The organism is Roseiflexus sp. (genome assembly GCF_057785375.1).
On the sequence record NZ_JBYNRX010000080.1, the window covers coordinates 119,573 to 133,260 of the forward strand.

General features: G+C 62.5%; 11 protein-coding genes and 1 pseudogene. All 12 read right to left on the reverse strand.

Annotated elements, in window-relative coordinates; translation table 11 throughout:
* Positions 1-74 precede the first annotated feature (74 nt).
* The 12 genes and pseudogenes from AC3EA7_RS14805 to AC3EA7_RS14860 all read right to left on the reverse strand — a co-directional run bounded on the left by AC3EA7_RS14805 (position 75) and on the right by AC3EA7_RS14860 (position 13,592).
* The gene (locus AC3EA7_RS14805) at positions 75-806 is read right to left on the reverse strand and encodes a hypothetical protein (protein ID WP_488614837.1); all 732 of its coding nucleotides are present in this window, start codon (positions 804-806) and stop codon (positions 75-77) included.
* Between the two features lie 157 nt (positions 807-963).
* A complete protein-coding gene (locus tag AC3EA7_RS14810; RefSeq protein ID WP_488614838.1) occupies positions 964-1,923 on the reverse strand; it encodes an RAMP superfamily CRISPR-associated protein in 960 nt (319 codons plus the stop codon).
* Positions 1,920-2,396: a hypothetical protein gene (locus AC3EA7_RS14815; RefSeq protein WP_488614839.1), complete on the reverse strand. Its 477-nt coding sequence runs from the start codon at positions 2,394-2,396 to the stop codon at positions 1,920-1,922. Before AC3EA7_RS14815 ends, AC3EA7_RS14810 begins: the two co-directional genes overlap by 4 nt.
* Positions 2,393-3,457, reverse strand: a complete 1,065-nt coding sequence (locus AC3EA7_RS14820) for an RAMP superfamily CRISPR-associated protein (protein ID WP_488614840.1) — start codon at positions 3,455-3,457, stop codon at positions 2,393-2,395. The genes AC3EA7_RS14815 and AC3EA7_RS14820 overlap by 4 nt, the downstream gene beginning before the upstream one ends.
* On the reverse strand, positions 3,450-4,316 hold the full coding sequence (gene csx7 / locus AC3EA7_RS14825; protein WP_488614841.1) for a type III CRISPR-associated RAMP protein Csx7: 867 nt from the start codon (positions 4,314-4,316) through the stop codon (positions 3,450-3,452). Before csx7 ends, AC3EA7_RS14820 begins: the two co-directional genes overlap by 8 nt.
* A complete protein-coding gene (locus AC3EA7_RS14830) occupies positions 4,306-4,773 on the reverse strand; it encodes a hypothetical protein (RefSeq protein ID WP_488614842.1) in 468 nt (155 codons plus the stop codon). Before AC3EA7_RS14830 ends, csx7 begins: the two co-directional genes overlap by 11 nt.
* A pseudogene (locus AC3EA7_RS14835) lies at positions 4,754-5,928 on the reverse strand (type III-B CRISPR module-associated Cmr3 family protein). The gene AC3EA7_RS14830 and the pseudogene AC3EA7_RS14835 overlap by 20 nt, the downstream one beginning before the upstream one ends.
* Positions 5,928-6,572, reverse strand: a complete 645-nt coding sequence (locus tag AC3EA7_RS14840; protein ID WP_488614843.1) for an RAMP superfamily CRISPR-associated protein — start codon at positions 6,570-6,572, stop codon at positions 5,928-5,930. The pseudogene AC3EA7_RS14835 and the gene AC3EA7_RS14840 overlap by 1 nt, the downstream one beginning before the upstream one ends.
* Complete coding sequence (gene cas10 / locus AC3EA7_RS14845; protein WP_488614844.1) at positions 6,539-8,734, reverse strand: type III-B CRISPR-associated protein Cas10/Cmr2; 2,196 nt, start codon at positions 8,732-8,734, stop codon at positions 6,539-6,541. The genes AC3EA7_RS14840 and cas10 overlap by 34 nt, the downstream gene beginning before the upstream one ends.
* 119 nt (positions 8,735-8,853) lie before the next feature.
* A complete protein-coding gene (gene cas6, locus AC3EA7_RS14850) occupies positions 8,854-9,846 on the reverse strand; it encodes a CRISPR system precrRNA processing endoribonuclease RAMP protein Cas6 (RefSeq protein WP_488614845.1) in 993 nt (330 codons plus the stop codon).
* An 864-nt stretch (positions 9,847-10,710) separates the two neighbouring features.
* Positions 10,711-12,246, reverse strand: a complete 1,536-nt coding sequence (locus AC3EA7_RS14855; RefSeq protein ID WP_488614846.1) for a protein O-mannosyl-transferase family — start codon at positions 12,244-12,246, stop codon at positions 10,711-10,713.
* Complete coding sequence (locus AC3EA7_RS14860) at positions 12,243-13,592, reverse strand: M20/M25/M40 family metallo-hydrolase (RefSeq protein ID WP_488614847.1); 1,350 nt, start codon at positions 13,590-13,592, stop codon at positions 12,243-12,245. The genes AC3EA7_RS14855 and AC3EA7_RS14860 overlap by 4 nt, the downstream gene beginning before the upstream one ends.
* Positions 13,593-13,688 lie beyond the last annotated feature (96 nt).

Genomic DNA, 13,688 nt, shown 5'->3' on the forward strand with positions numbered 1-13,688 from the left:
CACAAAGGCGCAGAGGCGCCGCGCTCAGGACCTGTCAGTGACGGCTTGTCGTCCTTATTGGAAACGTATTGCATCTAGGAGCGCGCCTTCCTTCTCGGCGCCGGTTTCAACTCCAGGATGGTCCTGTCGCCCTTTTGTTGCGCGGCAACCACTTCGACGCGGGCGGTGTTGCCTGCCGAATACCGTGCGGTATTGCGATCCGGAATCATCTCGGCGCGTATGACGCCAATCACGTGCTTCGGGTTAAAATTTTTCACCTTCACCTCGACAGCGTCTTCATCAACCTCCAGCACCTCGCCGGAAAAGACCTCTCCTGGCAGGGGAATACTCGCAGGCGGCGCGGGTGGTGCGGTTTGCACTGCGGACGGCGCGGGCGATGCAGAAGGCGGGCGCGTGGCAGGGGGTGGTTTGGGGAGGGGTGGCGTCTCAGACGATGCGCGCGAGGCGGGCTGCGAAGGAGAAGCCTCCACAATGTCAAGGTGTTGACGCTCCGTTTCTGGCACAGCATCATAGTACTTGAGCAAACGGATCGCCCATCCAAGCGTGAGCGCCATGTCCTGCGGCGAAAGATTGCGCAAATGTTGCTGGCTTGCTGCCAGCAGATTGCGGTAGTACTCAATCGTCTGGTTCGAACGGATAACGACGCGACCATTGTTGACAATCGCCTGTAGATAGGCGAAGAAGGCTTTCCCATCCTTGCGGGTGCGCAGATATGCCAGCGCCTTCCGCGCTTCGTTTGGGTCAACGCGAGTATCGCGCAGCTTGAGCGCCATGGCTGATGCGCGTTCCATCAAGTCGTTTGTCATTCCGGTATTTCGCATAGTGCCCACTCCCAGGCATTATTGGACACCCAGCAGGCGCTGGCTTCGACCGGCTTAGCCAGCGCGTCGAACGTCCGGCAGGCGCTGGCTTCGACCGGCTTAGCCAGCGCGTCAAACGCATGACAGGTCAAAAGGGACTGCTCTAATAACTCCGATCTGGACACCGGCGGTCGTCGCGGGGCCAGCGCAGGATGTCTGCCAAACGACGCGCTTGATTTTCCAATACCAGGCGTTCATGACGCGCTGCCTGAAGCAAATCCGGAATGTCTCTCGTCTGCGGTGCAGGCATGTCGAAATCGTTGTAACACTGCTGCATCGGTTCCGTGATCTCAACCTTTGGCTCGACTACCTCAATGGTCCCCAGACACGCCGGTTTTCCGCCTCCTAGCTTGGGATACCATCGCGGCTCGCCAAGCCCCAGGGCAATCAGGAGCAGGCCAAGTTCACCCGGCGTCAGGTTCTCGAAATCCATCCGAAACGTAAACGCGCTACCGACTGGACACACTTCGAGTGGAAGGTCGCCAGATGCCGGTTTGCCGTGCATGTAGAATTTGCGCCCTTTCAGACGATTCCTCGCGTCCAGATAGACCGGCGCTTCGGGGCGCGGACGGAACAATTGTGGCGTACCCATTATTTCCGTTTGCTCGCTGGTAAGGACGGCATCACTGAAGCGCACCTGTCCCTGGTAACCCAGCGCGCCAAAGATCCGCTGTGATACATCTACGCTCTCTGGTTTCTCCGATGCTTTGAGTTCGCGCGGCAGTTGACGGGCTCGCGTCACACTCACCGAAGAAGACGAAATCGCTTCAACAATGCTGCGAATGCACCCTTTGATCGAAGTACCTGGAATGACCGGCGTCCCATTGACGCGGAAATGCGCCTTGACCATCGGATAACGTTGATTGCACGTTTGTTCGAGCAAACCAGAGGCGACGTGCACCGGTGATCGTGCGATGATGCGTGCGTGCAGCACACCGTTCAGGTGCGTATAGCGATGATGTCCTTCGGGCGCGCGGCGTTCGACCCGCGACGCAAACGGCACAAAATCATACGGCTTGGGCAGCGGTTGTGCGCCGCCACGGTTGCGCCGGTCGTTGCTCATCGTCGTTCCTCCTCTGTCAGCCCTGCCAACCGCACGAGTTGCAGCGCACCGAGCGGCGCGCGGTACAGCACGTACTTGATCGCCGGTCGCTTATCGGTTTGCAGGATCATCGCCTTCGCCGGTCGCTCGATTTCCCACGGCTCGCCTTCGCACGTCAGCGGGCAGGCGCCCTCGATAAAAAGTTCCGCTTCGCTCAAGACGAGCAGATCATAGGCGTCGTCGTCCAATCGCTTCCAGCGCGCTTCGGCGCGCTCCGAAAAGGCATGCCCGAAATCGCCGCGGATGTTGAGACGTTCGATGTCGCTCAGTTGCGTTATCGGACGCAGGTTGGCGCTCCCATCTGCCGGCGCAACATCCCACAACGATGCGCCGCCGAAGGTCCAGCACGGGATTCCCACGTATTCACGGACCACACGGCGCACTTCGGCGCCGGTCGCTTCGCGTAGGCGGTACATATAGCCAACGTTGTTCATAATCCGATCTCCCGTCTCCACGCAGGCATGCATGCCTTCCAGATCGCCTTGACCTGATCGGCGCCTTCGGCGTGCAGCCGCACCCCCATCGTTTCTTCCTCCTGGAAGCGCAGACCCTCCGGCAGCGGTGCGGTGTCATCGGCGGGGAAATCATAGGCGCGATAGGCGTCGCCGCCGAAGGCGCCCACGCCGCCGAAATGACCGGCGGGCAGGCGGATGTCTCTGCCGACCAGCCGCAGCGCATTCCCTTCCAGCACACAGGTCGGGTACAGGATGTCGAGGCTATCGAACGATGCCGTGATACGCCCCAGTCCACGCGATTTCCCGAACCCCAGCGCAACACGCCCTTCCGCCAGGTCGCGCAGCGCCAGCCCCAGCAACCCCAATTGCGCCAGTGTCACGTTCTTGAAGTCGATCCGCGTCGGAAACTCACCGCTCACGACAGTTTCGTAGTTGAACGGACCGTCGGCAACCGAGCCGTATACGCGGTCAATGGCGACGCCGTTGCGCTCTTCGGTGACCACGTGTTTGCCGTAAGCATCGGCGAAGCGCACGCGCCCCGCCAGCGCCGTGCTGCCGAAGAGTTGCGCCACAAATGAAGAGAGGCGGTAGACAGCAGCGGTACCAATCTTTTCACGCATCGCCTCAATTGCCCGACCCGAGTTGTAGCGCATATCCTCGAGACCTTTGTACCGCGCGCCGTCGCCAAGCGGATTGTCGGCAAGCGGGATGGGTCGGGCATCTTCCGGTATCTTCTCTGCCTCATCGAACTGCCGGCGTCGCTCTTTTCGTTCCTTTTGCAGCGCGTCGCCGTCGAGGGTGCGACAGATGCGTTCGCAATGGGCGCGGATTACTCCCTTGAGCGAGGGACCCGGCAGGTAGATCGCGCCTGCTGCATACTGCGAACCGCTGCCGTCGGAGACGGCGTACTTCGTGCGCACAAACTGCATTTCGGGCAAGGTCGGGTCGCCGCCGCCGGTCTCACCCGCCTTGATGAGGATCGGACCGTCGGGGCGGATGGTCAGGCGCAGCGTCCCGTTCAGAAAGGTCGCTTTATGCATTGATCATCTCCTTCGCCTGCTCAGGTTGCTCAAGCACTGCGCGGAACGCGGCAACCCATTCCCGCTCTTGATCGGCGCCGACCGCCTCGCCGCCGCCGTTGAGCCAGGCAATGACATCATTAACGCCGGCCACGCCTTCGCGCACAGCGATGTAACGAATCTCCGGCGCTTCGCGTCCCTCGCGCCCAACCAGTTGCACATACCCCAAACCGCGCGAGCGGAACCCGCCGATCTGCACCTCGCCGCGCTGCCATGGCTTGAGCGCCGCCAGCAGCATGCCCAGTTGCCATGGCGCAGCATTTTCGACGACCAGATCAAAATGGAAGCGCGCGCCGGCAGGAACGACCTCGTAATCGTAGAGCAGCCCAGGTTCAGCCGTTTCGGTATCGCGGTTGATGCCGACGCCGTTGCGCGTCTCGAACTGACCAAACCAGAGTCGGTGATCAACATGCGCATCTTTGAAGAACACCCGCCCCGCAACCCACGGCGCGCCGAAGGTCAGGTCGATCAGGGTTGAGGCGCGCCAGATGGCTTTGCTCAGTTCCATGTCATCATCGTGCTGCTCTTTCAACTGGCTGATCTCTCGGCGCATATGGGCTTCGATTTGTTCGAGGTCGAACGCCTGATCGGGCTGGACGGCGCGCACCAGGGACTCAACCTGCGCGCGCAGAGCGCCTTTGAGCGACGCGCCGGGGATGAAGGGACGGTCGAAGGCATCGCGTAGCACCGGCAGGTCGTTGGCAATGATCTCGGTTGTCCGCCCCGCGCCGATGCGCAGCGCCGTCAGCGCCAGCAGATCGCCGCGCACCGTCAGGCGATTGTGCAGCGCGGCGAAGGAATAGATCGGTTCACGCGACACTGACGACCTCCTCTAGATGATCAAAACCGTTCGCCTTTTTGGCGTACACAAAGGCGCGATTGATGTACCCAAGATAGAGTTGCATCAGGCGCACCTGGATGCGCGGCTTGAGCGCATCGGCGTCGGCGATGCCCATGTGTTTCAAAGAATCAACGACTTTTTCGGTCTCATCGCGTCCCAGTTCGCCAAGATCGCTGATGACGTGATGCCCGAAGTCTTTCCAGTTGGCATTGTCACGCCCGATCTGATAGCGGATAAACCCGGCAGTCACCTCAACCGAGCCAGACTCCATCGCGGCATCCAGCAGGTTGCGCAACTGACTCTCTTCCATCTTCTCTTTGCCGCGCAACTGAAGCACTGCCTGGTTGGCGCGGCGCACCAGCGCGTCGAGTTGGGCGCCAATCGCCTGGTCGAGCGCCAGTTCGCGGCGCAGTTCGTCACTGCTCTGCGGATCCATGCTCTTCTCCTAATCGATCAAATGAAAGTCATCGCAGATGCGCACCTGCCCGAACCCCTCCTGGCGACGCTCGCCGATGCCGTCGCGTTCGAGGCGTTCCAGGGCGGCGTAATCGTCATCGGTCAGCGGGCGCTGCGCCTCGAACACGTACAAGCTGCCGAAGCGCACGGCGATGTGTGACGTTTTGGGGCGCTGCCAGAGGGCGTGCCATCCTGCTACGATCCGCGTTGTGGTAAATGAGCGCACGAGCCGCGCCTCGATGCCGGTGGCGTCGCGCAGCATATCAGCGCTCAGTTCCTGGGTTGGCAGCCAGCCATCGCGCAACAGAATGGCATCGGAAACCAGGTTGACGGTGAACGCCTCACCGGAAAGACGCCACGCTGCGCCGCCGAGCGCCTGGTAGCGCTCAATCTGCCGGGTGAACCGTCTGGTCAGCGCTTCCACCCGCTCGCGGATGCTGCGCTCAGCCGGAAGATCGCGCAGTGTGATCCGCACCCCGCCGATGCCGGTTGTCTGGCGCGCGCCAAGGCGATCAATCTGCTGTGTGACAAGGTCCGTTATCTGACGCCAGACAGCGGCGTCATCGAGATCGATCATCGCCAGGCTGCCGATGAAACGCGTTGGCGTGTCTGTTTCCAGCGTTGTCTCGTTGATGGCGAAAAAGGAATAGAGCAGGCTATCCTCTGCCGTGCCGCGCCGCCGGTTGATGGCCACGCGCGTGTGGATGCGCTGTGTGACATCGCGGAACTCCGGTTTCCCATCCGTGATGGTGTAGAACTTCTGACCAGCCGCTTCCCAGGGACGCCCCTCGGCATCAGTTGGCGCGTACACCAGCGCGGGCGGGGTCTGTTGTTCCCAGCACACCCGCTGCACCAGCGAGTCGCGGAGGCGACTCTCGCCCTTTGGCGTGATGGCGGTTGCGGGCAACGGGCGCACCCATGCGTCACCTTTGTGCGTCGGGTAGGCATTGCGGCAGCGCAGCCGCCCCAGGAGCGCCGGATCGAAGCGCCCACTCCGATCCAGCGCGCCGCCCAGCGCGCCAAACAGCGCCGCTCCCGGCACGAACGGCAGGCTGCGGCGGAACTGCGCGCCGGGCTTGCTCTCCGGGAAGGCGATCGGCTCACGCGCCTCGACTATCAGCAACGTCTCGTGCATTACGCTCCTCCCCCGCGCACCAGACCGCGCAACGCCTCCGCGAGAACGTCATCGTCCTGTACCTGACCGGCCACTGTTACCTGCACTCTTGTTGTCGCCCATCCGAGTCCGCGCGACTTCGCGCTGCCCCAGCGATCAACGACGCGCAATGCAGCCCACAGCAGCGCGACATGACCGAGGTCAGGGAGCGTGCCGACAATCGCCGGTCGAGCGGTGAAACGCATCCCGCGCAGCGCCGTTTCCTGAAACAACAGGCGCTCATCCTCCGCCGTGCCGCGTCGCCGGTTGAGCGCCACGCTAGGGCGGATCTGACTCAACCATTGCGGCACAGCCTGCGCCTCTCCGACATCAGCGATCAGACTGGCGAAGTGAAGCGGCGCTCGTTGCTGCGGCGAACCGAACATGCGCCGGATGATGGTATCGGTCTCGTCGCCGAAATTCTGCGGCACGCCGAGTCCAAGCGTGGCTGCAATCGCTTCGGCGGCGTGGCGCGCGCGCCCTTTGACCTGCGAGCCAGGAATAAGCGGACGCCCCCGGCTATCGCGCGCGATCACTTTGTCGGCAAGCGTTCCGGCGCTGCCGCCTGCACCGACACTCACGGGCGTATCGCTCAGCACTTCGAGATCAATGATGATATTGACCATTCTTGCTCCTCGACAACAACGGAGACCATGTCGTACATTTCGGCGAGATCGGGCCAGATTGTCTCGTATGCCCGATGCGCCAGCGGCAGCCAGGGAGGCGTTACAGGACGACGCAGCGTTGCGTCCGACGGTTGCCAGGCCTGTTCGATATGGTCGATCAGTGTGTCGCTCAGCGATGTTTGACGGGCACGGGTGTACAGGTATTCCATGGCGCTGGCGATCACTCCAGGCGTTGTTTCCATCACGCGCCGCAGGCGGTAGAGTTGCGAGCGCGGGAAATTGGTGCGTTTGAGCGCCCGCACCGTTTCCAGCAAACCGGTAAACTCGTGCCAGGTGTACGGGCGCGCAGTGAGGCGCCGATCACTCTCATCGTGCAGCGCCGCTTTGCGGAACGCTTCGACCGAGTCGGCGACCATCGTGACCGACTTCAGCACCATAAAATCAATGGCGCCGCCGTAGTAGCCTTGTGCGGCGTAGCGGCGCGCCAGTTTCTTAGCGCGCTTGAGCAACTCTTCCACCAGATCACGAAGGAAGAAGATTGGCGCCGATTCATGGGCAATCACCACGCCAGCCGATAGCCCGACCGACGGCGTGTACGGTTCCTGCGTGACCGGCGTTGCGCGGGTGTAACGGGTGTGCACAGCATTCGACGCATGAACGCTCACTGGCGCAGGAAGGCGTTGCGCCAGCAAGCGTTCAAATGCAGAGGCAATCATCAGCGCCACGTCGAAGGCGCGACTGCCGGGAACGATGAGGAGCAGGTCATCGCCGCCGATAGTCAGAATCTCGAAGGGATGCACAACCGCACGCTGCCGTTTACGTCGCACCTCGACCGGTTGGAGGCAGTGCGCCAGCGCCGTGAAGACCGCATCGGCCGCGGCTGTGCTGAGATGCTCAGAAGTCCGACGCAGATCGTCGGGAGTCGAAAGGGTGGCAATCAACCGTCCAACATTGTTCCCATCAGCGTAGATGACGCCGATGTAGCGATCTGGTCGGGAAGCGGCGCCGATCTCGTTCAAGTCGCGCGGCGGTGTGACATTCGGCTGCTGATCCATGGCGCGGCGGTAGGGCGTATCAGCGCCTTTCTGTTCAAGAAACTCCTCCCACCGTGTCTCCCATGAGCGATCGCGCAGGGCGTCGGGCGCACGCCAGGCGAACGTTGACGTATACCAGCGCGTCTGAGCGTCGTCGTCGCGCTTGATCAGTTGCCCGACATACCGTTTGCGCGCCGAGGGTTCGCTGTAGGCGCGCGTCTCATCGGCAACAGCGCCGCGCCATTCGGCAGGACGCACATCGCTACTGCCACACCGCTCCGCCCATGGCAGCATGGGGTAGAGCGACAAGTATCGCGGCGCGCCGGCATAGGCGCGCTCATCACGGCGCCGGTTGAACATAGTCGCCAGAATCGTCACCAGTTCGCCGAACTGCTTGCGGTTCAGGAAGCGTCGCACAGCGGCGCGTTCATCATGATTGAGCGCCTGGCCGGGAACCGTAGCACAGATGTCATGATCGGTCAGCGTCGCCGCAGCGCTTCCCGGCAGCGGCTCGTAGTAGTACGTCTCAAGTTCGGCGCGCAACTGCGGGGCGCGCCAGCGTTCCAGAAACTCCTCTGCCCAGAAGTCGAGCGGTCGGCGTCCGTAGCGCAGTTCAAGCAGCGAAAAGGTTGCGGCGACGGCGACGCTATTGGCAGTGAGGGTCTGGCAGGTAAACTCCTGTTCAATGCGACCGGCGAGTTCTGCGCCTCCGGCGGCCGGCGCAAACGCGAGGAAACTGCCGCCGCCGGCATAGATAATGCACGATTCTCCAAGACTCTCACCGAGCGTCTCGCGCCAGATCGCAGGAAGATGACGATCGTTCACCCACTCGAGCAGCCCACTGGCGCCGCGAATTTCGGGCAACGCCGGCGCCTCGAAGACGTATCCCTTAATCTTCGTCGCGCCGCCGTAGACCAGCGCCACTCTGTGCGCCTCCTCCGGCAAGCCTGCGTCGCGCAGGCGCTCCGTCACGGTTCGGTGCAGTTTTTCAAGTACAGTGCGGGACGGCGCGTGTGGCGCATCGCTCAACACCTGATGCACAACGTCTGCCAGTGAATGTGCATCTATCCCCGTTCCATACGCCAGGCACGCCGCCACTGCGTGGGTGAAACGATCTGCGTTGGTCATAGCGTCCTTGTGTTTCCTCCTCAGATAGATGTCTCAGATAAGGAAAAGACGATGGCCAGGACAACATTTCAACTACATTGATCCCAGTATACTCCGTAGACCCGTCACAAATGCAACAATCACCGACGATCAATGCCGACGATGCGCACACTGCCATGCCCAAAGGTGCAGGACTTCCCGATATGCACCACACTGCCAAGCGCCAGCAGCCGGCGCAGATCGATGCCGACGCCTCGCAGCATCACCGTGCCGACGATCCCGCCCTGCGGCATCGTCCGTTGCTGGCGCGTCGAGGTGCGCTGGAGATCGACCCGGCGCGTTTGCGCATTTTCAATAGTGACGACGCGCGCAGCATCAATCAGGCGCTGATAATCGACCTGCCACCGTCCATTGCCGTGGAAGGTCGTCAGTGCGTCAATACGCCAGCAGGCCGCGCGAACCAGCGCCGGCAAGTCGAAGGTATGCAGCACTTCTCCTCGCTCACGAATGCGGAGTGGCGTGTGCAGGATCAGGCGCAGATCGGCGGGAAGCGACTGCGCATACGCGGAGAGCGCCGTGGCATCGATGAACGGCAGATGCCCCGCGCCCTGCAGCACCTGACCATCCTGGTAGATGACCGTGCCGGTCGGTTGCCAGGGGCGCAAGGCTTCGACTCGTTCCAGCCGGAAGGGAGCATGATCACGCCCTAACCCCATCACGCCGAGGCGCTCGAAACTGAACAGGAAGTAGGGCAGATACTCCACCCCCCGTCCGATCAGGGTCAATCCAAACTCCAGCGCATCACCCGCCGCATAGCGGGTGCGCGTGTCATCGGGCGCTGCGATGACGAATGGGCGCGGCACATCGCGCAGGTCGTGCAGGTGCGCGACATCGGGCGGGTGTGGCGTCTCGAAAACCCAGCGATATGGGCAGAATGGGGTAATGGTGCATTCATGCGACCGTCCCCAACATGCCTGGAGGCAGGAGGCGCGCTGAAATGCATAGCCGAAGCCGCCGCGCAGCATAGCGCCCTTATACGCGGGCAGAAAGGCGTCGATAAGCAGGCGAATCGTCAGACGAAGACCCAGGATCGGGAGATCAGGAAGAGCAAGGCCAGCGCTATCTGTAGACATAACAATGACCCATCTGAACCAGGCACACCAGGACCCTCAGGGAGAGACTTGCAACTTGCAAGATGGCTGAGAAGGATGGAACAATGTCTTCAATTGCATGATGGAGGACAAAGCGACAGTTTGTCAATACCAACACCCGCCAGAGGAACACCGGTGCGCCCCCCGCGCCCGTCCGGCGGCAGGGGGGTGAGCGGCAAGGGGCAAGGGGCGAGCGGCGCGCCCCCCGCGCCCGTCCGGCGGCAGGGGGGTGAGCGGCAAGGGGCAAGAGGCGAGCGGCGCGCCCCCCGCGCCCGTCCGGCGGCAGGGGGGTGAGCGGCAAGGGGCAAGAGGCGAGCGGCGAGCGGCGCGAACCCCGCGCGCGTGGAGCGGAATGAACCGAGAACTGATACTAACTTGCGGTCAGTCAGACCAGATGTTCGAGCGCCCGGTTCGCAAAGCGTAACGATCCACAACATGCTTTGGCGGTTGTGGACGCATGACTGCGCATCGGCATCAGCAGCCCCAAAGGGGCTTGCACTTGCCTCAGCGAAGGCTTTAGCCCGCAGCGCACCGGCTGCGCATCGGCATCAGCAGCCCCGGCGGGGCTTGCACTTGCGGTGAGCGCCGTCGAACCGCGTGCGGTGAGCATGGTCGAACTGCGTCCTCAGCGAGGGCGTTCACCCGCAGCGCACCGGTGTCCGCTGCGCACCCGGCGGTTTTGCACGAATGAGCGCGCATCGGTATGAGATACGACGCGCGTTGCTGTGACCGTTTTTCCCTCACCCCTCCATTCCCTTCTCCCACAAGCAGTGCGCTGATCGATGCGCTTTTGGGCAAACGAAGGCGCTGCCTTCGCCTGCCCAATCGACTTTTTCAGACACGCTCTCAGCATTCCGGCGGCGCTCGCAACCGATAGACATTGGCGTATGGTTCATCGATCAGCAGGTCGACGGGTATGCCAGCGACGCTTTCCGGCTGGCCGACGAAGTAGACCGGGCGACCGGGGTAGCGACGGTACGCCCGTTCGAGCCACGGGTCGTCGCCTGGCTCGACGACGTCCACCCAGACATCCGGGCGCACGCCTTCCACGACGCGCAGGTAGAGGAGGGTGGTTCCCTGTTCCCAGTGGGTGATCACGACGGCGTTGGGCGGAAGGGCGGACAATGTTGCGGTCCCGAACTCGCGGTAGAGCCAGAGATGCTGTTTTGCCGACACCCGATAGCGCGTCGCGCCCCACCCTAGCGTTAGCGCGAGCAGGAGCGCGAATATCACAGGATAGCGCCAGCGCGCGCGCAATGACTGCCGCCAATGAACGACCATATCGGCGCCGACCGCGATCCAAAGCGCCCACGGCAACAGCATCGGCAGGGTAAACACCGGGGCGTCGCCAACCGCCGGACCCAACAGCAGAAGATATGCCAGCGTTGCAAAGAACACCCAGGCCGCCGTCCGCCAGACCCACACCGACTGTCGGCGGAACGCAACGCTTCCCGCCAATCCCAGGAGCACGCCGACCGGTCCGAACTCGAACCACAGTCGCCTGCCGACCATCTGCAAGGTAGCGACGAGCGAACCGGCGTCCGGCGCTCGAAAAATGCCCCGCCGCACCTCGCCGCCGGTCAACAGGTCGATCACCTCTTGCCACGATTGCGGCGCTCCCCAGAAATAGTGGTGTGGTAGCCCATAATCCATGCCGTTGAACGGACCAAAACGGGCAAACTGCGCCAGCGGATAGAGCCATGGCGTCATACCGGCAAGAAAGGCGAGGCTGACCCAACCGGCGGATGCGGCCAGCGGGCGTAACGGCGTCCGTTTTCTCTCACGCCATACCGTAGCAACAAGTCCAGCGGCAAAGGGCGGCAGCGTCGTGATGGCAAACAACCCGTGATGGGTCAGACCAAGACCGGCGATCAGCGCCGCAGGCGCCAGCCGCTTCAGACCCGGCGGCGGCGCGCCGTCCCATGCCTGCTGCAGCAGCAGCGCCAGCGCAACGATCAGCAGCGCCAGCAACGCATAAATTTCCGCAATCGTGGCAGCATGCCACAACCCCGGCGCAAGACCGAGCGCCAGGGCGCCAATAAGCGCCGCCCACGGACATTCAACCACGCGCCGCGCCAGCAACGCAAACAGTGCGACCGCCAGCGCCGCGCACACCGACGAAACCGCCGTCACACGCCACGCCAGCGTGCCAAATGGCAACGCAACGGTTGCCAGATGGCCAAGGATTGTCGCCAGCGGATAGGTTGTCGGATGCGGTACGCCGAGGATGACCGATGCCAGTTGAAACTCCGCCGAGTCGCCAGAGAGCACGTCGGGCGCAGCCGTCCAGACGTACAGGAGCAGAAATGCGAGGAACAGCAGGAGAGGCGACAGGACGACACGTGCCGTGATTGTCCGACGGTTCGAGCGAGGCGACGTCATTGGGTACTGGCGTTTGCGCTGGCGCAGGCGTAGAGTATCTCGATCAGATGTTGCCCGTGACGCACCAGATCGGGAAGCGGGATGCACTCGTTGGCGCCAAAGATTGCACTGGATGGACGTGCGACGCCAATGGAGGCAACCGGAATACCAAACGCTTCGCTGAAATAGAACAACGGCATACTGAACGGGCCACGCGGCAGAACAGTCAGCGGCGCTCCGTGGATATACCTGCCAACATCGCTGACCAGTCGCACGAAGGGGTCATCGATGGGGGATTGAGCGGGAGGGTACCCGCCGGGCAGGCGTTCAACCAGGATGTCGGTCAATCCCTTCGACGCCAGGTGCGCCTGTAGCGCCTCAATGACCATCTGAGGGCGCTGCCGGGGCACAAGTTGAAAGTCCAATCGCGCGACGACGCTCCGCGGGATCGTCGGCAGATCGCTGACCGGCTCGATCTGCAGCAGATTGATATTGCACGTCGGCAGAGTCACTTCCGAACGCACCAGCGGCGCACCGGTCAATCCTAAAAGGAACTGATCGATGTTCCAGGCGCTGCGCCGCTCTGCCTCATCAGCGAATACCGTGCGCAGGATACGGTTCTCTGTGGTTGTGGGACCATCGATGGCATCGTAAAACCCGCCGATCAACACTTCTTCCTGGTCGGTCTTAATCTGGTTGAGCGCCCAGATCATGCGCCAGAGCGGATTGGGCACGCTGGCTGCCATGCCTGCGGGCAAGGCTTCCTGCGACTGCTGCAACCGCAACGTCACCTGCACCAATCCTTTTGCGCCGCTGTAGCAGAATGGTTGCCCGCTGGCATCGCGGTCGCCCCCGCTGGCCAGGCAGGCGTCGGCTTTGAAGAGCGCTCGTCGATCGGCGATGAGCGAACCAAGCGAAGGGCTGCCGATCAAAGAGTCGCCCTCGGCAACCACCACGACGCCGCACGGCAATTCGCCTTCTGATTCGATCAGCGCAGCGATTGCATTCAGGTGAGCCGCCAGCGGTCCCTTCCCGTCCGCCACGCCGCGCCCATACACGATGCCATCGCGTTCCGCCAACTGAAAGGGATCGTGGCGCCAGGCGCGCCAGGGACCGGGAGAGGGCGTATCGTAGTGATGATAGAGCAGCACGGTGTATGGTTGACGCCCGCCACGCCAGCCAACGACGATCGGGGCGCCTGACGTCGGGCGCACCTCGACGGTCAAACCGCGACGGCGCATCATGGTTGCGATTCGCGTGGCAACGATGCGCAGATCATCCGCCTGACCGGGGCTGCCTGCCAGGCTGATGAGGTGATCGAGATCGGAGATGAGTTGATCGGTTGAGATAACGGCCGGCTCAGTCACAGAAGCGCTCCGCCGCTGACGAGAATGTAACCGATTATAGCACGTCATACAACCGTTGATAAACGGTTATTGGACAAATCGGCGCAACCCTGCTAC